Raw genomic sequence first — 20,350 nt, forward strand, 5'->3', positions numbered from 1 at the left:
GGAGCAGGCGGGTCGGCGGCCGCTTCGCAGGGGTACCGCCGTAGGGCCACAGGGCCGTACGACGGCCGCGCGAGCGGTGACCGTCAACCGGCGAGGGGGGGGGGGGGGGGGGGGGGGGGCCCCCCCCCCCCCCCCCCCCCCCCCCCCCCCCCCCCCCCCCCCCCGCGGGCGGGTCGGGGCCGCGTCCGGTGCCGACGGGAGCGCCGCCGGCCGGCGGCGGCCGGCGGGAGCGGCCCGGCGGTGTCAGCCCACGCCGACCGGGTTGACGAAGGTGCCGGGCCGGGTGGCGCCGGACTGGTCGACCAGGGCACCGCCGTAGGGCCACTCGAGCGTGACGTGGGTGGTCTCGTCGGGCGGGGTCAGCAGGACCTTGCTCACCTTGAAGGGCTTGGGGCCCTTCATGTCGTGCGGCAGCGGCAGGACGTTCATGGAGACCATGGCGGTGTCGTCACCCGGGTGCAGGGTGAGGGTGCTCGGCTTGTCCGCGGAGCGGCGCAGATCCCAGGTGTCGCCGGAGTCGCTGACCAGGCGGACGCCGGGGAAGCCGTACACGGTGCAGGTGCGTCCCCCGCTGTTGGTGAGCCGGATCGAGGCGATCTGCTGGTAGTCGGCCTCCATGTCCGGGGCGCCGCCGTGCGGACCGCCCCAGGAGTAGCGCAGTTCGCCGGTGTGGCAGCGCTTGCTCTCCCGGGTCCGGGCGGAGGCGGGGTTCACCGCGTCGGTCCGCGAGCCCTTGACCGCCGTCTTCTTCACCCCGTCCCCGGCGTCCTGCGAGCCTTTCTCCGAGTCCTTCTGGGAGCCCTTCTGCGAGCCGCCGTCCTGCGTGCCGGAGGAGGAGTCCGCGGCCGACCCCGAGTGCGAAGCGGCCTTGTCCGACGATCCGGACGACGCGTCGCACGCGGTCGCTCCGGCGCCGACCGCGAGGGCGGCCAGCACGGCAGCGGTGCAGCGGACGGCGCGGTTGAGCTTGGCGGTCATGGTTCCTCATTTCCGGCGCCGGGCTTTCCCGGCGCACCCGTGGCGAGTGCGGCGTACGGGAGGTGTGATGGCCGCCGCGCGGCTCGAGTTCACGGGACTGTGTCCGGACCGTGTAACAGCCTCGCGCCGCGCGGCGGCCGGGTGCCCGCGAACCGCCGCACCGGCCGGTGTGTCAGCGGGCGTCGGCGCTGCGCAGCGTGAGGATGCGGACCGTTCGCCCGCCCGGGTGGCCGTCCCGGCCGTGCCAGCAGCGGTAGTTGTCCAGGAGCAGGATGTCGCCCGCGGCCAGCGCGAAGCGCGGCAGATGCGCTTCGAGGCCGTGCACTGCCTCGCTCAGGCGGACGAGGAAGGCGTGGACGTGTTCGGCGTCCGGAGCGCGGTGGACCGGTGCCGCGCCGTCGGTCCGGCGGACGAGGCGCCGCCCGGTGCGCGTGTACTCGACGTGCCGTCCCACGCGGGGGGTGGCGGGCAGCCCGCGCAGTCCGGACCATGCCCCGTACAGGTCGACGTCGGTGCCGGTGAGGAAGTCGTGGAGCGCGGGGTCGGTCGAGGCGAGGCGGTCGAGGAACGCGTAGGCGTCGACGGCGAAGGAGTCGCCTCCGGCCGGTGCCGGGCGCACACACTGGACGAGGACGTGGTCCTCGTCGGGATCGCGCCGCCGGCGCGGCACTCCTGCGATGTCGACGACGATGTCGAAGCTGTCGGCGTGCAGGTGCACGGGGTCGGCCTCGCGCGAGGTGCGCACGCGGTGCGGGTACAGCTCGCGCAGCCGGTCGCCGAGGACCTGGGCCGCCGCGGCGAAGAGCGCGTCGGAGGTGTTCTCGCGACCGGTGAGGAGCACCGCGCCGTCGCGGTCCAGCAGGGTGCGCGCCTGCCGCACATGGTCCGGAGGCACCCGGGTGGGGACGACGCCCGGGACCGCGGGCCCGGGCGTCGGCGTGGCGTCGGATCGGTGCATCAGGGTGCGGTCTCCTTCGACTGCGGTGCGGACTCGGGGGCGTGCTGCCGGGAGAAGGTGCGGGCGCCGGGGACGAGTGCGGCGGCGGTCGGCACGGTGAAGCAGACGACCGCGCACGCCGTGAGGACCGAGGTGGTGCCGAACGTGTCGATGGCGGGGGCGATCAGGGCGAGCCCGGCCGGGGCGAGACCGTAGGAGAGGAGGAAGTCCAGCGAGGAGACCCGGGCCAGCTTGTCCGGTGCGATCTCGCGCTGGGCGGCGGTGAACCACGGCACGTTGAACAGTTCGATGCCGATGCCCGCGATCGCGTAGGCGGCGACCACCACGGCGGGGTGCACCGGGAACACCAGGCTGAGCGGGGCGAATCCGTAGGCGGCGAGGCCGGCCAGGGCGGCTCGGCCGGGGGAGCGGGGGCGCCAGCGGGCGACGATCAGGGCCCCGGCGAGTGCTCCGGCGGTGTAGGCGGTCATCGCACCGGCCAGCACGACCTCGGTGCCGTAGGTGTCCCGGCTGACGAGGGGGAGGGTGACCCCGGTGGCCGAGTACCCGGTGGCGATGACCGCCGTCAGGGCGCCCAGGCCCGCGACGAACCACGGGTGCCTGCGGGCTTCGCGGACGCCCTCGGCGAACTCGGTGAGCAGTCCGGTGCGTCCGGTGCCGGAAGCGGCCTGCTCGGTGCTGTGCGCGGTACCGGGGCGTGCGCCGCGTCCGGGGACGCACGCGGCGACGAGCCACAGCAGTCCGATGCCCACCAGCAGGGCCCGCACGTCCAGGAAGACCGCGAGCAGGGCGGCCAGCGAGGGCCCCACGAGTGTGGTGACCCGGACCGCCAGGGTCATGGCGGCGTTGGCCTGCTGCCTGCGCTCGGCGTCCACCACTTCGGCGGTCAGGGCCTGATAGGCGGGCCGGCAGGCGCCCTGCCCGGCACCGGCCAGTGCGGCAGCGGCGGCCATCAGCAGCAGCGAGTGCCCGAGTCCGGCGGCGATCACCGGTGCTCCGAGCCCGGCGGCGAGTCCGGCCCACAGCACGACGCCCCGGCGGGAGTGCCGGTCGGCCAGCACTCCGGCGACGGGCACCGCGGCGAGGAAGCCCGCGGTGCGGGCCGCGAGCAGCAGGCCGAGGTCGGTGGCGCCGAGGGCGCGGTCGAGTACCGCCAGTCCGAGGACGAAGGGGAGGGCCCAGGTGGCCAGGCCCGAGGCGGTGGCGCCCGTCCACAGGCGGAGGAAGGCGGGGTCGAGCAGGACGGTCCGCTGCTTTCCGGGGCCGGCTGCGGGGGCCGCGGGCGGTGCGGGGGGTGCGGGCGGGGTCGGCACGAGGGCTCCAGTTCTTCGCGGAGTGGTTCGGGTCGGTCGGGGGTCGGACGCGGGAGCGGGCCCGGCACCGGCTGCTGCTGTGCGGGCCGGTACTGGTGCTGCCGGCCGGAGACGCGGCGCGGGAGCGGGACGGCAGCGCGTCGGGACCAGAGTAGTCTAATGATAATCATTTCCGTTAAGGTGATGCCTGCCTGCCCTCGCCTCGGCACGGCCCGATTCCCCTGCCCCGTCCCCGGAGAAGCCCATGCGTCATTCCGCCCGTCTCGCCGTCGCGCTGGCCGTCCTCGCGTCCACAGCCGCCGGATGCTCCTCGTCCGGACAGTCCTCCGGCGCTTCCGCCCGGAAGCCGGACAGGACGACCGTGACGAGTTGCGGCCGCACCCTCTCCTTCGACGGGCCGCCGGAGCGCGCCGTCACCCTGGACCAGTCCGCCACCGAGACGCTGCTGGAACTCGGCCTCGGCGAGCGGATGGCCGGTACCGCCTACCTGAAGACGAAGGTCGCCGAGAAGTACCGGGACGCCTACCGCCGGGTGCCGGTCCTCAGCCCCGACCTCCTCACCGGCGAACAACTGCGCGCGGCCACCCCCGACCTGGCCGTCGCCTCCTCCGCCGAGCTGTACGCCAAGGACCGGGCCGGAACCCGCGCGGAACTCGCCGAACTGGACCTGCCCTCCTACGTGAGCGCGGTGGACTGCCCGGAGCGGAACGACCCGGACAAGACCGCGTTCGACCTCCTCTTCGACGACTACGAGAACTACGGCAGGATCTTCGGTGTCGAGAAGCGGGCGGCGAAGCTGGCCGGCGAACAGCGGGCCGTGGTGAAGCAGGCGACCCGGACCGCCGACCGTGTCGAAGGCGAACCGACCGTCGTGTGGCTGTACTCCGTCTACGACGACAAGCCCTACGTCGCGGGCAAGGGCGGCCTGCCCAGCGAGATGAGCCGACTCGTGGGGGCGAAGAACGCCTTCGACGACGTCGACGAGGAGTGGCCGGAGGTCTCCTGGGCGCAGATAGCCGACCGCGACCCGGACTTCATCGTCGTCGGTGATCTCTCCGAGCGCGGAAAGCCGGGGGACAGCGCCGAGGACAAGCTCGCCATGATGCGCGAGCACCCCACGGTGTCCGAGCTGTCCGCGGTCAGGAAGAACCGGATCATCGAGGCACCCGGCATCGAGATGGACCCCTCGGTGCGCACCACCCACACCCTCGGCCTGCTGATCAAGGGCATGAAGGACCTCGGTCATGTCCGCTAGCCCGGCCGCCCCCGGCCCTCCGGGTGCGTGCGGGACTCCGCCCGACCCGGGCGGTCCGCGCGCCTCCCCGGGGGGTCCGCCCGCCGCGGCGCCCCCGATCGACCTGCTGCGCCCGGCACCGGAGCCCGCGCAAGAAACACCAGCCGACACCGGCGCCGCCGGGCGGGCAGGCACGACCGCCGCGAGCCGGCCGGCCCCGTCTGCGGACCCGGGACTGTCCGCCGTCTCCCGGGCCGGGCTGCTCCTGCTCGGCGCCGCGGCCCTGCTGGTGTCGCTGGCGGTCTCCGTGCGGGTGGGAGCGGCCGACATCGGATACACCGAACTGGCCCGGGTCGTGGGCACGCGCACCGGGTTCGACGTGACACCGCTGCCGCGGCTGCGCGACTCCCTCATCTGGGACCTGCGGATACCGCGCGTGCTGATGGCGGCGCTGGTCGGCGCCTCGCTCGCAGCGTGCGGAGCCGTGCTGCAGGCAGTCACCCGCAACCCGCTCGCCGAGCCCTATCTGCTGGGCATCTCCTCCGGAGCGTCGACCGGCGCGGTGTGCGTGGTCGTACTCGGCGTCGGCGCGGGCTCGTTCGGCGTGACCGGCGGGGCGTTCGCGGGCGCGCTGCTGTCGTTCGGGGCCCTGCTGCTCCTGCTGCGCAGAACCGGCCTCGACTCGGCCCGGATCGTGCTGACGGGCGTGGTGGTGGCCGAACTGTTCGCCGCGCTGACCGCGCTCGTGCTGACCGCGTCCGCGGACGCCGAGTCCACCCGGGCGATCACCCACTGGCTGCTCGGCTCGATGGCCTCCACGCGCTGGGACGCGGTGCTCGTGTGCGCGGGCGCGTGCGCGGCGGGGCTCGCGCTCTTCCGGCTGTACGCCACCGCGCTGGACGCCTTCGCCTTCGGCAGCGACACCGCCGCCTCGCTCGGCATCGACGTGCGGGCGGTGCGGCGTGTGCTGCTGCTGACGACAGCGGTACTGACCGCGGTGGCAGTGGCTTCCGTCGGCGCCATCGGTTTTGTGGGGCTGATCGTGCCGCACGGTGTGCGGTTCGTCGTCGGACCGCTGCACCGCTCGCTGCTGCCGTTCTCCGCCCTCGTCGGGGCCGTCTTCCTGGTGTGGACCGACGCCCTGGCCCGGATGGCCTTCGCCCCTCAGGAGGTGCCGGTCGGCGTGTTCACCGCCCTGCTCGGCGTCCCGCTGTTCCTGCTGGTGCTGCGCAAACGGGGTGAACTGTGAGAATCAGCGCCGAACATCTGACCTGGTCGGTGTCCGGCCGGGCCCTCGTCCACGACGTCACCCTGCAGGTCGCCGCGGGCGAGACGGTCGGGCTGATCGGTCCCAACGGCTCCGGCAAGTCCTCCCTGCTGCGCTGCCTGGCCGGCCTGCGGACACCGACGGCCGGCGCCGTACGGTACGACGACGAGCCCGTCACCGGCTGGAGCCCCCGGCGCCTCGCCCGGCACGTCGCCTTCGTCGAACAGGCCGCCGACACCGACACCGACCTGCGCGTTGCCGACGTCGTCGGGCTCGGCCGCACCCCGTTCCGCGACCGGTGGGGCGGCCCCGACGCCACCGACCGGGCCGTCGTCGCCGCCGCGCTCGCACGACTGGAGCTCACCGGGCTCGCCGACCGGCACTGGAAGTCGCTGTCCGGCGGCGAACGCCAGCGCACCCACATCGCCCGCGCGCTGGCCCAGCGCCCCTGGTGCGTCCTGCTGGACGAGCCGACCAACCACCTCGACATCAAGCACCAGTTGGAGCTGATGGAACTGCTGACCCGCACCGAGCAGACGGTGCTGGTCGCCCTGCACGACCTCGCCCTGGCCGCACGCTACTGCGACCGGCTCCTGCTCATGCAGCAGGGCAGGCTGGTCGCCGCGGGCCGGCCCGCGGACGTCCTGACCCCCGCACGGCTGGCCGCCGTCTTCGAGGTCGACGCCGGGATCGAGCACGACAGCCTCGGCAACCTCGCCCTCTCCTACCGCGGTCCGACGGTCCGGGAGGCCGACCCCCTCCCGGAGCCGCGATGAACCCCCGACGTGTCCCCGCTGCCCCATCCCCACCGATCCGAGGAATTCCCGTGAACCGCACGACGCCCCTGCACCGGCTCAGGACCGACCCGCACGACGACATCGGGCAGTGCCCGGCAACCACCTCCCCACCGGCGGCCGGCGACGTCCCCGACGCCGCACTGCCGAACGTCCGCACCCCTGCCGGAGGCCGGCTGTGAAGAACACCGACGAGCTGACCGCCGCAGTCCTGGCCGGCGAGTACGGTCCGCTGCCCGCCGGACTCGTGGCGACCAGCGTGTTCTGGATCCACCACGGGACCCGGCTGGCGGGCGGGGACACCACCTACCTCAACCAGTACGTCCTGGTCCGGTCGGGAGACTCCTTCGGCGGCTGCGCCTTCGAGGCGGGGGAGATCGCCCCGGAGACATGCCGCAACGCGTCCGGCACCCCGCTCGACACGCTGCTGCGCGACGCCCCCCGCCCCCTGCGGACCGCCGCGCTCGACGCCTACCTCTCCCGCGTCCGGCCGCACCAGGAGGCGGCGGAGGCCGAACCGGTCGTCCTGCCCGCCGGAACCCCCGAGACCCGGGCCCGGGCCCGGGACGCGGCCATCGCCGGGCTGCTCGACCTCCCCGGCGGCGCGAAGGTCGCGCTGATCGGCGTGGTCAACCCCCTCGTCGCGGCCATCCGCGAACGCGGCGGCACCCCCCTGCCCTGCGACTTCAACCTGCGCACCACCCAGTGGGGCGACCCGGTCACCGACGACATGCACGAGGTCCTCGACACAGCCGACGCCGTGGTCGCCACCGGCATGACCCTCGGCAACGGCTCGTTCGACACCGTTCTGACGCGGTGCCGCGAGCGGGGAGTGCCACTGGTGGTCTACGCGCAGTCCGGCAGCGCGGTGGCGCGGGCCTTCCTCGGCGCCGGGGTGACCGCGCTGTCCGCGGAACCGTTCCCCTTCTCGCAGTTCAGCGCCGACTCCACCACCCTCTACCGCTATCGCCACCGCGAGGCGGCGGGCGGATCATGACCACCACCCGCCCGGCCGGGCCCGCGGCCGGACCCCGGGACGTCGTCGGCACCGGACAGGCCGCCTGCCATCACGGCGAGATCCTCCAGGGCGTCTTCCTCGACGAACGGCGCCGGGCCTGCCACGCGCTGGTCACCCTGCCGATGAACGGCCCGGGTGCCCACGCCGCCTTCCTGCGCCGACCGGACGACGGCCCCGACGCGGTGTCGGTGACACCGCCCGGCCGCGCGAAGGCACGGGCAGCCGCCCTCCTCGCGGTGCGCGAGTGCGCCGCGCTCCGCGAGGAGGAACCCTGCGGCGGGGAACTGCGCCTCAGCGGCGACATCCCCGTCGGGCTCGGGATGGGATCCTCCACCAGCGACGTCATCGCGACCGTGCGGGCGGTCGCCGACTCCTACCGGTTGCGGCTCGCCCCCGGGACGATCGCCCGGCTGGCGGTGCGCGCGGAGGGCGCCTGCGACCCGCTGATGCTCGGCTCGGGCCCGCTGCTCTTCGCCCAGCGCCAGGGCCGCGTCCTCGAAGCCCTGGGCACCGCCCTGCCGCCCGCCGTGGTGGTCGGCTGCGCGCTGGGCGGCGGCGCGCCGGTCGACACCCTGTCCCTGCCCGCGCGCACCGCCGACGACCGCGAACTGGCCCGCTACGAGCGGCTGCGCCGCATGCTGCGCACCGCCGTGGCGGACGCCGATCCCGCGCTGCTCGGACGGGTCAGTACCGCGAGCGCCCGGCTCGGCCAACGCACACTGCACCACCCGGAGTTCGAGACGCTCACCGCGATCGCCGACCGGACGGGCGCCACCGGCGTGCAGATCGCCCACAGCGGCAACGTCGCCGGCCTCCTCTTCGACCCCCGCACCCCCGGCCTGGACCGCAGGATGCGCCGCTGCGCCCGCGCCCTGCACAGCGACGGCATGACGCCCACCGTCACCTTCACCACCGACGCGAGCGCCGGCCCCGCCACCGGCCTCACCACTGACGTCACCACCGACCCGGCCCCCACCTCCAGGAGCGAGGACCCCTCCCATGGACGACCACATCTCCGAGGCCGTCGGCCGACCGGACCTGATACACCTCGACGACGGCCTCGTCTGCCTGCGCTTTGAGACCATGAAGGTCGTCTCCGCGCTGGCAGCCGTCCGCCACCTCGTGGACACCGGCGCCGTACGGCGCGGGGACACCCTCATCGACAGCTCCAGCGGCATCTACGCCTACGCCCTCGCCCTGGCCTGCCACCGCTACGGCATGCGCTGCCACATCGTCGGCTCCACCACCGTCGACCACACCCTGCGCACCCAGCTCGCCGTCCTCGGCGCGCGCCTGGAGCAGATGGAGCCGTGCCCCGACCTCAAGCTCGACCAGAAGCGCCGCGTCGCGCGCATCCGGGAGATCCTGCGCGACCACCCCGACCACCACTGGATGCGCCAGTACCACGACGACATCCACTACCTCGGCTACGCGGCCGTCGCCGAACGGATCCGGACCGAGACCGGCGCCCGGACCCTGCGCCTCGTCGGAGGCGTGGGCTCCGGAGCCTCCACCGGCGCCCTGGCCCGGTACCTGCGGAGCAGCCCGCTGGAGGTGGAACTCGTCGGCGTCCAGCCGTACGGGAGCGTCACCTTCGGCAGCGAGCACGTATCCGACCCGGAGATCATCATCGCCGGGGTGGGCAGCTCCATCCCCTTCGGCAACGTACGCCACGACCTCTACGACACCATCCACTGGCTCGCCTTCGACGCCGCCCGCGCCGGCAGCGTCGACCTGCTGCGCAGGCACGCCGTCTTCGCCGGCCTGTCCACCGGCGCCGCCTACCTCGCCGCCCGCTGGGAACACCGCCTCGACCCCGCACGGCCGGTCGTCTTCATCGCCGCCGACACCGGCCACCGGTACGTCGAGACGGTCTTCGCGCGCCACCACGAGGCGGCCTCCGTCGACGACCTGTCCCCGCTGACCGTCGCGCGCCCGGACGACCTCGCCCTGCCCTGGTCCCGCATGGACTGGAACCGCTCCTCCGCTCCTCCGGCCGCGATCCCCGGCGACCCGCTCCACCCGCAGGACTGATCGCCCGCACCGGCAGCCGCCGTGCGCCCCCGGCACCGCGCCCGCCACGCCCCCCCGCCCGGTGCGCGGCAAAGACCCGCGCACCGGGCGGGAACCGGAGCGGCACCCGGTCCGACTGTTGGACCGGGTGGCGAGGGTTCACCCGCGGACGAGTGGATCCAGGAGAGAGTGATGCGTTCTCGCGTATGGGGCGGCACCGCGGCAGCGGTACTGGGCGCCCTGCTCGTGGCAGGCTGCGGCGGCGACGGCGGCGGCACCGCGAACCGGGCCGCGGGAGGAGCGGACGCGGCCGGCCACCCGGTCACGGTGACCGACTGCCAGGGTGCCCGGACCACGTTCCGCAAGCCGCCGGAGAAGATCGTCACCAGCAACGCCGCCGCCCTGGAACTGCTGCTGCGCCTCGGCGTGGGGGACAAGGTGATCGGCACCGGCTTCCCGCCCGGCAAGGGCACCCTCCCGGCCGGCCTCGACGCGCAGGCGCAGCAGGTGAAGGTGCTCAGCAAGACAGTCATCCCCAAGGAGAAGCTGCTCGGCTCCGGCGCCGGCCTCTACATCGACACCTTCGCCGCCATGAAGATGGGCGGCGGAATGGGCGACGCGCCGACGGACAAGGAGTTCGAGGCGGCGGGAATCAAGCACATATACCTCAAGTCGACCGCGTGCGCGGCCCGGCGCTCCTCCCCGATGACCGACCTGTCCGCCGTCGAGGACGACATCACCGCACTCGGCAAGGTCACCGGAACCGGCGCCCGCGCGGAGGAACTCGTCCGGGGGATGCGGAAGAAGGTGGACGCCGTACAGAAAGCGGTCGGCTCCACCCCCGAGCGCAAGCGGCCCACGTACTTCCTCTTCGACTACGACGCGGGCACCAAGCAGCCCACCGCCGTCTGCAACAGGCAGGTCGCCAACGCGGTGATCACCCGGGCCGGGGCCCGCAACATCTTCGCCGACTGCGACGGCGCCTTCAAGAAGGTCGGCTGGGAGGACGTCATCTCCCGGAACCCGGACTGGATCCAGCTCGCGGTACGCAACCGCGGCAGCGAAGCGGCCGACGAGAAGGCGTTCGACGAGACCCGGGAGTGGCTGGAGACCAACTCCGCCACCAAGGGCCTGACCGCCGTCGAGAAGGGCCGCTTCCTGCGGATCCACTCCGAGCGGACCACCATCGCCGGGGTCACGAACGCCGACACCGTCGAGAAGATCGCCAAGACCCTGCACCCGGGGAAGGTCGACTGACGTTGCTCGACACTCCGGCACGCACCCCGCGCACGGACGCCGCGCCCGCCCGGGCCCGGCGCACCGTCCCCGCCTGGCCACTGGCGCTGCTCCTCGCGGGGGCGCTGCTGGCCGCCCTCACGGCCGCGGCCGCCTGGGGCTCCACGTCGATCCCGCCCGGCGAGGTGTGGAGCGTGGTGTGGCGCCGGGCCACCGGCGAGCCCCCCAGGCCCGGCACCGACGACCTGATCGTCTGGCAACTGCGGCTGCCCCGCGCCCTGCTGGCGGCCCTGGTCGGCGCCGGGCTCGGCCTGGTCGGCACGGCGATGCAGGCCCTGGTCCGCAACCCGCTGGCCGACCCCTACTTCCTGGGGGTCTCCAACGGCGCCTCGCTCGGCGCGGTCGCCGCCCTCGTGCTCGGCCTCGGCAGCGGTGGGGCACTCGGACTCGGGCTCTCGGGCGCGGCCTTCGCCGGCGCGCTGGCGACCTTCGCGCTCGTGTGGGCCGTGGCACGGCGCGGCGGCGGATTCGCCCCGCTGCGCCTGGTGCTGGCGGGCGTGGCGATCGGGCAGTTCCTCTCCGGCTTCACCAGCTACCTGGTGCTGCAGGCCGGGGACGAACAGCAGACGCACGGCGTGCTGTTCTGGCTGATGGGCAGCCTCAGCGGCGCGAACTGGCCGCTGCTCGCCGTGCCCGCGCTTGCCGTCCCGGCTGCAATGCTGCTGCTCCAGGCCCGCGCCCGCGGGCTGAACGCGCTGCTGATGGGCGACGAGACAGCCGCCGGGCTCGGTGTCGACGTGGTACGGCTGCGCCGGGAGATGTTCGCGCTCACGAGTCTGCTCACCGGCGTCCTGGTGGCGGTCTCCGGGGCCATCGCGTTCGTCGCGCTGATGGTGCCGCACGCCTGCCGGCTGGTCGTCGGCGGCGACCACCGCCGGCTGCTGCCGGTCTCGGCGCTCTTCGGCGCGCTGCTCCTGGTCGTGGTCGACATCGTGTGCCGCACCGCGATGGACACCCAGGAACTGCCGGTCGGGGTCGTCACCTCGCTGATCGGCGCCCCGACGCTGCTGTATCTGCTGGACCGGCGGTTGGGGAGCGGAAGTTGAGCGCCGTGCCCGGCGAACCGGGGGAGCGCTCGACGACGGAACGGGGGAGCGACGGATGAAGATCGACATCGAGGACCTGAGCGTCGCCTACCAGGGGCACACGGTCGTCGCCGGGGCCTGCCTGCTGGCCGCGTCCGGCGAGATCACCGGCCTGGTCGGCCCGAACGGCAGCGGCAAGTCCACCCTGTTGCGCACCGTCTACCGGCATCTGAAGCCGGTCGCCGGGCGGGTGCTGCTCGACGGCACCGACGTGCGCGCGCTGAGCGCCGCCCGCTCCGCGCGGCACGTCGCGGCGCTGCCGCAGGAGCGGGGCGGCGATTTCGAACTGACCGTGCGCGAGGTCGTCGCCATGGGCCGCACGCCCTACAAACGCGCCTTCGCAGGGGAGGACGCCGCCGACCGGGAGCTGGTCTCCCGCGCCCTCGCCGACGTGGAGATGACCGACCAGGCGGAGCGGCGGTTCTCCGAGCTGTCCGGCGGCGAGCGGCAACGTGTGCTGCTGGCCCGCGCCTTCGCCCAGCAGCCGGACGTCCTGGTGCTGGACGAGCCGACGAACCACCTCGACGTCCGGCACCAGGTCGAACTCCTCGGCCTGCTGCGCGAGCGGCGCCGCAGCACACTGATCTCCCTGCACGACCTCAACGCAGCCGCCGCCGTCTGCGACCGGCTGCACGTCCTGCACGACGGTCGGGTGGTGGCCTCCGGCCCGCCCCGCACGGTCCTCACCCCGGCACTGCTGGCAGAGGTGTTCGGGGTGCGCGCTGCGGTCGTGGAGCACCCGCTGACCGGGGACCCGCTGATCGCCTTCGACCACCGGCGCCCCCTCGCGGGGGCGCAGCGGGACGGTTCGGACCGGTCGGAGCAGGCCGACCTGCCGGGAGAGGCGGAGCTGCCGGGCCCGCCGGACGATGCCCAGGGCGGGCGGTCGGCCGTGCGCGCCGCCCCGCGCACGCCCGTGCGGCGCCGGTCGTGACGCGGGCCCTCTGCCCGCCGAGGCACGCTCCGGCGCCTGCGGGCCGCCCCGGAACTCATCCGCCCCGTCCGCCGACTTCTGGAACGAGGCCGCCGACCCGGGCGGCCCGTGAACGGGGAGGGCTCGGGTGACGGACCGTGCAGCGCGCTCGGAGCGGACCGGCGGCAAGGCCGCGCACCGGCCCGGCGACCGGGACCACTGGCTGCTGGTGGCGGTGGCGGGCGTGCTGTCGTTCGTGGCGATGCTCGACATGAACATCGTGAACGTGGCCCTCGCGGACATCTCCGCAGCACTGGAGGTGTCCGACCGCACAGCACAGTGGGCGGTCCTCGGCTACCAGCTTCCGGTCGTCGCGCTCCTGCTCCCGGCCGGCCGCTGGCTCGACCAGGAGGGCATCCGGACGGCGCTGCCCGCCGCGACCGCGGGGTTCGCAGTGTGCAGCGCACTGGCCGCCGCCGCGCCCTCGGCGGGCTGGCTGATCGCCGCCCGGTTCGCCCAGGGCGGCTGCGCCGCGGTGCTGTTCGTGCTGATGCCGGTGCTGGCGCTGCGGTCGGTGCGGCCCGCGCTGCGCGGCCGGGCGATGAGCGTGCCCGCGACCCTGGGCCCCCTCGGCGCCGTGACCGGTCCGGCGGTCGGCGGGCTGCTGCTCGACCAGTGGGGCTGGCGGTGGATCTTCCTGGTCAAGATCCCGTTCTGTCTGCTCGTGCTGCTGGTGGTGCGCGGGCCGTCGCTGCTGCACGGACGGCCGCCGGCCTGGGAGAGTGTGCTGCCCCGGGCCGGCCGGCTGCGGGCCCCGGACCGGCGCTCGCTCGGTGACGCGGCGCTCGTCGCGGTAGGAGTGACGATCCTGCTCCTGGCCCTGACCCTCGCCTCGGACAGCTCCGCTTGGCTCGTGCTCACCCTCGCCGCCGCGCCCCCGCTGTACCGGTGGCTGCGCGGACCGGGCGGCCGCCCCGTGCTTCAGCTGCTGCGTACGGCGCCGATGGCGCACACGCTCGGAGCGGTCCTGACGCTGGCGCTCGGCTTCGCCGCCGCGCGCTACGTCCTGGCCCTGCACCTGCAGCGGGACACCGGAGCGAGCGCCACCACGACCGGACTGACGGTGCTCGCCTTCCCGCTCGGCATGGCACTGGCCGGACCCCTCGGCGGGCGCCTCGCCGACCGGTTCCGGGCCCGTGCCGTGGCCGTCGCCGGAGCCGCCCTCACCGCCTGCGGTCTGCTGCTGCTCGTCCCGCTGGACGACGGCTGGTCGCCGGCCGACATCGCGTGGCGGCTCGTACTGGCGGGCGCCGGTATGGGCCTGAACGGCGGGCCCACCCAGGCCCTGGCCATGGGAGCCGCGCCGCCGGACCGCGCGGCCACGGTCGGATCGACCGTCCAGCTCTCGCGGATGCTCGGCTTCACCCTCGGTCCCGCCCTGGCCACCGCCACCTGGGGGCTCGCCGGAGCGGGCTCGGGTGTCCGGGCCGGGATCGTGCTCGCGGGCTGCGCCGCCTGCCTCGCCGTGCCACTGCTCGGCCGCGGCGCCCGCGCGCCCACCGATCCGGCGCCGGTGCCGGCGCCGGACGGCGCGGCTCGTGAGGCGGAGCCGGCCGCGCGCCGCTGAACCGTCCTCCTCCCCACCGGCCGGGGCATCCGCGGGCACAACCGCGTCCCGGGCCCCGGCGCCTGCTGCGCACTTCCCGTCCCCGAGGTGAAGCCGCCCGCCACGCACCCCGTACCCGACCTGCTCCGGCAAGGGCCGCCGACTCCGGCCGGAGCGCACCCGATCCCAGCCCGCCCCCGATTCCCCCAGCCCGACCTCGCCCTCCGAGGAGCAGCACCCATGTCCTTCCCCGACCCGCCGGCCCCCGCGGACGACGGCTCCCGCGAGCCGCTGCCGGACCCCGTCCCGCTGCTGGGCTGCCCCTACAAGGCCGATCCCTACCCCCTCTACGCCCGGATGCGCGAGGCGGGCCCGGTGCATCGCGTCCTCTTCCCCAGCGGCGTCCGGGCCTGGCTCGTCACCGGCTATCAGGCCGCGCACTCGGCACTCGACGACGACCGCCTCGGCAAGAACCACGACCGGGGCAACAACCGCTGGCGGGCCAGAGCCTCGATCATGCCCGAGCCCCAGCACTCCCAGCTCCAAGTGCATCTGCTGCACCAGGACCCGCCCGAGCACACCCGGATGCGACGCTTCGTCACGGACGCCTTCACCCCGCGGCGCACCGCACAGCTCCGGCCCCGCTTCCAGGAGCTGGCCGACACGCTCGTCGACCGGCTCCCGGCAACCGGACCGGCCGACCTCGTGGCCGGATTCGCGGCCCACTTCCCCTTCCAGGTGCTCGCCGAGACCATCGGGCTCCCGCCGGAACTGGCCGCCCGCTTCGACCGGGACTGGGGCAAGGTCGTCCAGCCCGTCGGACCGACCGACCCCGGGCGCCCGCAGTACGAGGCCCGGCTGCACGGGCTGCAGTGCTACATCGCCGAGATCGCCGCCCACAAGCGCGCGCACGGGGAGGACGACCTGCTCAGCCGTCTCGTCGCGGCCGGCGACCGCGAGGAGCTGTCGCCGGAGGAACTGAACTCGATGATCTTCCAGCTCCTGGTGGCCGGCCAGGAACCGGTCACCAACCAGATCACCACCGCACTGATCAGCCTCTTCCGGCATCCGGACGCGCTCGCGCGGCTGCGCGACGACCCCGCGCTGCTGCCCCGGGCCGTGGAGGAACTGCTGCGCTACGACAGCGCCTTCGAGCTGACCACCTGGCGCTTCCTCGACCAGGACAGCGACCTGCACGGCACCGAGGTCCCGGCCGGGGACTCGGTGATCGTCTCGCTCTGCGCCGCCAACCGCGACCCGCGCCGCTTCCCCGATCCGGACACCCTCGACCTCGAACGCACCCCCAACCCCCACCTCGCCTTCGGACACGGCATCCACTACTGCCCCGGCGCGGCACTCGCGCGCACCGAACTCCAGATCGCCCTGGGCACCCTGTTGGCGAGGCTCCCCGGCCTGCGCCTGGCCGTCGACGACACGGAACTCGACTGGACCCCGGCCGTCCTGGGCCGCGGCACCCTCAGCCTGCCCGTCAGCTACGACCACCGCCGGGACTGACCCGACCCCCTCCGCCCGTGCCCTCCCGCCCTGACGGGATAGCCCCGACGCACCGCGGCCCGGACCGATCGCCCCTCACCCGTCCCGATACCGCCGCCGCCCGGCGCACCCCCAGCGCCGAGGCGCCATGCGGCCATGCCCGCACGTCCGCCCCCGACCGTCACGGAGAACACACCATGCCTTCGACGACCCGCACCGGCACTCTCGCGCCCGGCACCGATGCCCGCGGCACTCTCGCGCCCGGCACCGATGCCCGCGGCGTCAGCGCGACCGGCAACGGCTCCACCGGCACCGCCGCGACCGGCCTAGAAGAGACCGGCGCGACCAGCACCAGCGCGGAGATCCTCGAACTGCTCCTGCCCCACTGCCGCACGACCGACAGCGCGCCCGCCCGCATCGCGGCGTTCCCGCACCACCTGCGGCGGATCGACGGCTTCGTCCGCGCCCGGGAACCCGTCGTCTTCACCCTTCCGGGCTTCCCCTGCAAGTCGCCCAACCCCGCCAAGGTCCTCGGCCCGCTCCCGGACCAGGGGGAACGCCTCTCCCTCGGCTTCCTCGACGCACTGTGCGCGGACATCGCGCGGATCCACGCACCCGGTGCCCGCGTGATCATCTGCTCCGACGGCCATGTCTTCGGAGATCTCATCCGCGTGCCGGACGCGCACATAGACGCCTACGCGGACGAACTCCGCCGCCTGATCGGCGCCCTGTCCCTCGGGCACCTCTCCGTCTTCGACCTGCGCGACGTCCTCGGCGCCATGCCGCACGAGGCCAAGCGGGCCCATGTGCACCGGCGCTACGCCCCGTCGCTGGACGAGCTGCGCACCCAGGTGCGCTCCGCGGACCACACCCTCCCGCTCTACCGGGGCATCACCCGGTTCCTCGTCGAGGACACCGCCGAATTCACCGGCACCCGCTCGGCCCTCCAGCGCGAGTGCCGCCGACGCGCCTACGGCGTCATCCAGCGCAGCCGTGCCTGGGGCGAGCTGATCGCCGCATGCCACCCCCGTGCCGTACGGCTGTCCATCCACCCCCAGCCGTACGGCACGCCCAAGTTCGGCATCCGGCTCCTCGACGCGCCCGACGCCTGGACCACCCCCTGGCACTCGGCCGCCCTGCGCCGCACCGACGGCACCTGGACCCTCCTGCCCCGCGCCCGAGCCGAGCGCCTCGGCCGACTCGTACACCGCGAGGGCAGACCGAGCCACTTCGAGGAGAGCGACCCGCGCCCGGGGTGAAGCCCAGTCCAGCGATCGCCCCGGTGACGGCGGCACCGCGCCGCGGCCGACCCGCCGTGCACACGCGGATGTCGGAGGGGAGGACTACCGTGGCGGCCATGATCGACGTCGAGGTGCGCAGCGCGATACCGGGCCCGCCCGGGGACCGCCCGCCGACGGTACGGGTACGGCTGGACGGTGACCGGGCGACGGCGCGGGAGCTGATCCGGCGGGCGGTCGAGGAGCAGATCCGGGAGCTGCGCACCGACGCGGCCCGCAGTCGGCGCGCCCTCGACCGTCAGTACCTGTCCGAGGCCGACATCCGGACCCAGGCCGCCACCGGCGTGATCAGGATGCCGCGGCAGCCGGCCGACCCGGACGTCCCCGAGCAGGTGTCGCGGGCACACCGGGCCTTCGTCCGGGGCACGTTCGCGGTGTTCGTCGGCGGACGGCAGATCGCGGACCTCGACGAGGAGATCACCCCCCGGCCCGGCGAGCCGGTGGTCTTCCTGCGGCTGGTCGCACTGGCGGGAGGCTGAGCACAGTGGAGCGTTCCCCCTCCGAGGGCGACCCCGGCATACCGGAGGACTACCGCGGCGTGGTCCGCGAGCAGCGCGAGGCGCTGTGGCGGCTGGTGGATCGGGCGGGGGCCGCAGCGCGGGCCGACGACCTGGCGGGCCTGCGGGACCTCGCCGAGGAGATCCGCTCCCGGATCGAGCAGGGCGACGACCGGGCCCTCGGCAATCTCACCCCTCACCTGGCCGACATCGTCGCCGAACTCGACGTGCTGTACGACACCGCTTACCCCGCCGACTGCGAGGACGACGTCACCGCACTGCTGGCCGCGCCGTGGCCGACGGCACACCGCAAGGCACTCCTCGCCACCTTCCTCGGCTGCGACGTACGGCACCGGTTGCAATTGGACGAGGTGGCGGAGCGGGCCGTCGCCGCCACCGACACCCGGCTGCTGCGGGTCCTGATCCGCACCCCGCTCGGCACCCTGCGGCGGGAGACCGTCGTGCGGATCCTCGGCGCCCTGCACCGGGCCGGGGCCCTGGACGCGGACCTGGTCGAACGGGCCGTCACCGACGACCGCTACCTCGCCCTCGCCCTCGCCGGAGGCCGCTCACCGGCCGGCGAGGCGACCGACCCACCGGCGGCCTTCGTGGACGCGGTACGGACCCACCTCGACGCGCTGACGTGGCGGCTCGTCTCCGCACCGGCACCGGCCGACTGGGACGAGCTGCCCAAGGGGCCGGCCCCGCGCGGACTGCGCTTCGTCCGGGCGGCCCTGGCCTGGCAGGGCGACCCCCGGGTGGCCCGCCACCTGGGCGCGGCGGAACTGACCGGCGAGGAACGCGCCGCCCTCCTGGACCTGCTGCGGGACCGGTCGCCAAAGGAGCAGCGCCGGGTGTTCGGGTGGCGGCGGCGCGCAGGGGACGCCGACGCGCTGCTCCCGCTGTTCGGCCTGGGAGGGGCCGGGCCGCTGTTGCGTCTGATCCGGGCGATGCCGGACGGCGTCACCCGCCAGGACCGGGCCGCTCTCCTCGCCGCGGTCGAGGAGGCCGGGCCGGACACCGCGCGCCGCCTGTTGGAGCACGAACCGAACGAACTGGTCTCCGCGGTTCTGGGCGAGAACCGGGCCCAGGTGCTCAAGCGTGTCAGGCACCACTCGCTGCACGGTATCGCCGCGTTCGGAATGCTGCCTCTCGCCGCGGACGAGACGGTGCTCGACCGCTATCTGGCACTGCGCGCCTCCGCGAAGAAAGGCGCCAAGCTGGGCCCGAACCGCAGACACAGCCACGCCGCCGCGATCGCCGTCGCACTCGACCATCTGGCCCAGGTGGCGGGCGCACCGGACGCCGACCGCCTCGAATGGGACTGCGAGGCGCGGCTCGCCGCCGAGACCCCCACCGAGGCGGAAGCCGGCCCCTACCGGATCGCGCTGCGGTTCGACGGCGCCGACCCGGCCCTGACGGTCAGCCGGGCGGGCAGGACACTGAAGTCGGTGCCGGCCGCCGTCCGCGCCGACCCCGGCTACCAGGAACTGCGCGCGCACCAGAACCGGTTGCGGGAGCAGGCCCGCCGGATGCGGACCGGGCTGGTGGAGCGGCTGGTCGCCACCGCCGGGACGCTGGCGCCCGACGAACTGGAGCGGCTGCGCTCGCTGCCCGCCGGCGCGGCGATGCTGCCCGCGCTGCTCTGGCGGGACCGGGCAGGCACGATCGGCCTGCTGGACGAGGTCGACACCACCGGTCCCGTCACCGCCGTCCACCCCGTCGACCTGCACGAACGGCGGCTGCTCGGCCACTGGCAGAAGCAACTGGTACGGCGCCGGCTCCGCCAGCCGGTCAAACAGGCGTTCCGCGAGCTGTATCTGCTCACCCCGGCGGAGCGCGAGGCAGGCGACGTTTCCTGGCGGTTCGCCGGCCAGACGGTCGACGGCAAGGTGGCGGGGCAGCTGCTGTCCGGCCGGGGCTGGTCCACCCACGGCGAGTACGACGACCACCAGGCGACCCGCACCGTCGGTGGCGGCCTCGTGGCGGCGCTGGAGTGCGAGTTGAGCGGCTACTTCGGGATGGGCGAGGTCCGCGTCGGCGGGCTCCGCTTCCTGACCGGCGGACAGCGCGCCCCCGGCTTCCGCGACGCCCCGGCCGGGGCGGACGGCGCCGGCACCACCCCGGTGCCGCTGGCCGACGTACCGCCGGTGGCGTTCTCCGAGGCCATGCGGGACCTGGACCTGGTGGTGTCGGTCGCCGGCACCGAGCCGGAGGCGTACCCGTCCCCGGCACAGGCTGTGGGCCGGGCACAACTGCTCGCGGCGCTCGTCGCCGACCTGGGCCTGGACCGGGTCGCAGTCGAAGGGCACACGGCCGTCGTCCGCGGTACCCGGGCCCTCTACCGGGTACATCTGACCAGCGGCAGCATCCACGTCGAACCGGTCGGCCACCTGTGCGTCGTGCCCGCCTCGTTCGGCACCACGGCACACCGCCGGCTCTTCCTCCCGTTCGCCGACGAGGACCGGATGACGAGCATCATCCTCAGCAAAGTGCTCCTTCTCGCCGAGGACGAGCAGATCACCGACCCCTCGATCCTCACCCAGCTCGACGCCCTCACGGCCGCGGCCGGGCCCGGCTCCTGAC

General features: G+C 74.5%; 18 protein-coding genes. 15 read left to right on the forward strand and 3 right to left on the reverse strand.

All coding sequences use genetic code 11. From position 1 onward, the window contains the following. Nucleotides 1–243 precede the first annotated feature (243 nt). The 3 genes from ACFYNS_RS24210 to ACFYNS_RS24220 all read right to left on the reverse strand — a co-directional run bounded on the left by ACFYNS_RS24210 (nt 244) and on the right by ACFYNS_RS24220 (nt 3,249). Nucleotides 244–978, reverse strand: coding sequence for a DUF4232 domain-containing protein (locus tag ACFYNS_RS24210; RefSeq protein WP_360295155.1), 735 nt, complete (start codon nt 976–978; stop codon nt 244–246). A gap of 172 nt (nt 979–1,150) precedes the next feature. Beyond that, nucleotides 1,151–1,936 carry a TauD/TfdA family dioxygenase gene (locus ACFYNS_RS24215; protein WP_360295157.1) on the reverse strand — a complete coding sequence of 262 codons (786 nt, stop codon included), beginning with the start codon at nt 1,934–1,936 and terminating at the stop codon, nt 1,151–1,153. Then, a complete protein-coding gene (locus tag ACFYNS_RS24220) occupies nt 1,936–3,249 on the reverse strand; it encodes an MFS transporter (protein ID WP_388605040.1) in 1,314 nt (437 codons plus the stop codon). Before ACFYNS_RS24220 ends, ACFYNS_RS24215 begins: the two co-directional genes overlap by 1 nt. 244 nt (nt 3,250–3,493) lie before the next feature. On the opposite strand from ACFYNS_RS24220, the gene ACFYNS_RS24225 reads away from it, so the two are divergent. From ACFYNS_RS24225 to ACFYNS_RS24295, 15 genes are all read left to right on the forward strand, one after another. Further along, nucleotides 3,494–4,504 carry an ABC transporter substrate-binding protein gene (locus ACFYNS_RS24225; protein ID WP_388605041.1) on the forward strand — a complete coding sequence of 337 codons (1,011 nt, stop codon included), beginning with the start codon at nt 3,494–3,496 and terminating at the stop codon, nt 4,502–4,504. Further along, the gene (locus ACFYNS_RS24230) at nt 4,494–5,732 is read left to right on the forward strand and encodes an iron ABC transporter permease (protein WP_360295166.1); all 1,239 of its coding nucleotides are present in this window, start codon (nt 4,494–4,496) and stop codon (nt 5,730–5,732) included. The genes ACFYNS_RS24225 and ACFYNS_RS24230 overlap by 11 nt, the downstream gene beginning before the upstream one ends. Then, entirely contained in the window at nt 5,729–6,526 is a 798-nt protein-coding gene (locus tag ACFYNS_RS24235) for an ABC transporter ATP-binding protein (RefSeq protein ID WP_360295169.1), read from the forward strand. Before ACFYNS_RS24230 ends, ACFYNS_RS24235 begins: the two co-directional genes overlap by 4 nt. A gap of 50 nt (nt 6,527–6,576) precedes the next feature. Continuing rightward, a complete protein-coding gene (locus tag ACFYNS_RS24240; protein ID WP_360295172.1) occupies nt 6,577–6,726 on the forward strand; it encodes a hypothetical protein in 150 nt (49 codons plus the stop codon). Continuing rightward, nucleotides 6,723–7,541 carry a Rossmann-like domain-containing protein gene (locus ACFYNS_RS24245; RefSeq protein ID WP_360295174.1) on the forward strand — a complete coding sequence of 273 codons (819 nt, stop codon included), beginning with the start codon at nt 6,723–6,725 and terminating at the stop codon, nt 7,539–7,541. Before ACFYNS_RS24240 ends, ACFYNS_RS24245 begins: the two co-directional genes overlap by 4 nt. Then, nucleotides 7,538–8,641: a GHMP kinase gene (locus ACFYNS_RS24250; protein ID WP_360295177.1), complete on the forward strand. Its 1,104-nt coding sequence runs from the start codon at nt 7,538–7,540 to the stop codon at nt 8,639–8,641. The genes ACFYNS_RS24245 and ACFYNS_RS24250 overlap by 4 nt, the downstream gene beginning before the upstream one ends. Continuing rightward, the gene (locus tag ACFYNS_RS24255) at nt 8,562–9,596 is read left to right on the forward strand and encodes a pyridoxal-phosphate dependent enzyme (RefSeq protein ID WP_360295179.1); all 1,035 of its coding nucleotides are present in this window, start codon (nt 8,562–8,564) and stop codon (nt 9,594–9,596) included. The genes ACFYNS_RS24250 and ACFYNS_RS24255 overlap by 80 nt, the downstream gene beginning before the upstream one ends. 171 nt (nt 9,597–9,767) lie before the next feature. Then, on the forward strand, nt 9,768–10,832 hold the full coding sequence (locus ACFYNS_RS24260) for an ABC transporter substrate-binding protein (RefSeq protein ID WP_388605044.1): 1,065 nt from the start codon (nt 9,768–9,770) through the stop codon (nt 10,830–10,832). A 2-nt stretch (nt 10,833–10,834) separates the two neighbouring features. Continuing rightward, nucleotides 10,835–11,917 (forward strand): iron ABC transporter permease, encoded by a 1,083-nt coding sequence (locus ACFYNS_RS24265; RefSeq protein WP_360295184.1) that lies wholly within the window; start codon nt 10,835–10,837, stop codon nt 11,915–11,917. A 55-nt stretch (nt 11,918–11,972) separates the two neighbouring features. Further along, the gene (locus ACFYNS_RS24270; RefSeq protein WP_360295186.1) at nt 11,973–12,890 is read left to right on the forward strand and encodes an ABC transporter ATP-binding protein; all 918 of its coding nucleotides are present in this window, start codon (nt 11,973–11,975) and stop codon (nt 12,888–12,890) included. Nucleotides 12,891–13,017: 127 nt separating this feature from the next. Beyond that, nucleotides 13,018–14,496, forward strand: coding sequence for an MFS transporter (locus ACFYNS_RS24275; protein WP_360295189.1), 1,479 nt, complete (start codon nt 13,018–13,020; stop codon nt 14,494–14,496). 219 nt (nt 14,497–14,715) lie between these two features. Then, nucleotides 14,716–15,990 (forward strand): cytochrome P450, encoded by a 1,275-nt coding sequence (locus ACFYNS_RS24280; protein WP_388605047.1) that lies wholly within the window; start codon nt 14,716–14,718, stop codon nt 15,988–15,990. Nucleotides 15,991–16,166: 176 nt separating this feature from the next. After that, entirely contained in the window at nt 16,167–17,228 is a 1,062-nt protein-coding gene (locus ACFYNS_RS24285) for an L-tyrosine/L-tryptophan isonitrile synthase family protein (RefSeq protein ID WP_388605049.1), read from the forward strand. 98 nt (nt 17,229–17,326) lie between these two features. Further along, nucleotides 17,327–17,746, forward strand: coding sequence for a hypothetical protein (locus ACFYNS_RS24290; RefSeq protein WP_360295197.1), 420 nt, complete (start codon nt 17,327–17,329; stop codon nt 17,744–17,746). Nucleotides 17,747–17,751: 5 nt separating this feature from the next. Beyond that, nucleotides 17,752–20,349, forward strand: a complete 2,598-nt coding sequence (locus tag ACFYNS_RS24295) for a DUF4132 domain-containing protein (RefSeq protein WP_388605051.1) — start codon at nt 17,752–17,754, stop codon at nt 20,347–20,349. Nucleotide 20,350: the final 1 nt, after the last annotated feature.

The organism is Streptomyces sp. NPDC006925 (assembly GCF_042869575.1).
Taxonomy (GTDB): domain Bacteria; phylum Actinomycetota; class Actinomycetes; order Streptomycetales; family Streptomycetaceae; genus Streptomyces.

Coding starts and splice junctions, on each gene's coding strand:
- ACFYNS_RS24210 (WP_360295155.1), bottom strand. CDS start 978: ATGACCGCCAAGCTCAACCGCGCCGTCCGCTGCACCGCTGCCGTGCTG.
- ACFYNS_RS24215 (WP_360295157.1), bottom strand. CDS start 1,936: ATGCACCGATCCGACGCCACGCCGACGCCCGGGCCCGCGGTCCCGGGC.
- ACFYNS_RS24225 (WP_388605041.1), top strand. CDS start 3,494: ATGCGTCATTCCGCCCGTCTCGCCGTCGCGCTGGCCGTCCTCGCGTCC.
- ACFYNS_RS24230 (WP_360295166.1), top strand. CDS start 4,494: ATGTCCGCTAGCCCGGCCGCCCCCGGCCCTCCGGGTGCGTGCGGGACT.
- ACFYNS_RS24250 (WP_360295177.1), top strand. CDS start 7,538: ATGACCACCACCCGCCCGGCCGGGCCCGCGGCCGGACCCCGGGACGTC.
- ACFYNS_RS24255 (WP_360295179.1), top strand. CDS start 8,562: ATGGACGACCACATCTCCGAGGCCGTCGGCCGACCGGACCTGATACAC.
- ACFYNS_RS24260 (WP_388605044.1), top strand. CDS start 9,768: ATGCGTTCTCGCGTATGGGGCGGCACCGCGGCAGCGGTACTGGGCGCC.
- ACFYNS_RS24270 (WP_360295186.1), top strand. CDS start 11,973: ATGAAGATCGACATCGAGGACCTGAGCGTCGCCTACCAGGGGCACACG.
- ACFYNS_RS24280 (WP_388605047.1), top strand. CDS start 14,716: ATGTCCTTCCCCGACCCGCCGGCCCCCGCGGACGACGGCTCCCGCGAG.
- ACFYNS_RS24285 (WP_388605049.1), top strand. CDS start 16,167: ATGCCTTCGACGACCCGCACCGGCACTCTCGCGCCCGGCACCGATGCC.
- ACFYNS_RS24290 (WP_360295197.1), top strand. CDS start 17,327: ATGATCGACGTCGAGGTGCGCAGCGCGATACCGGGCCCGCCCGGGGAC.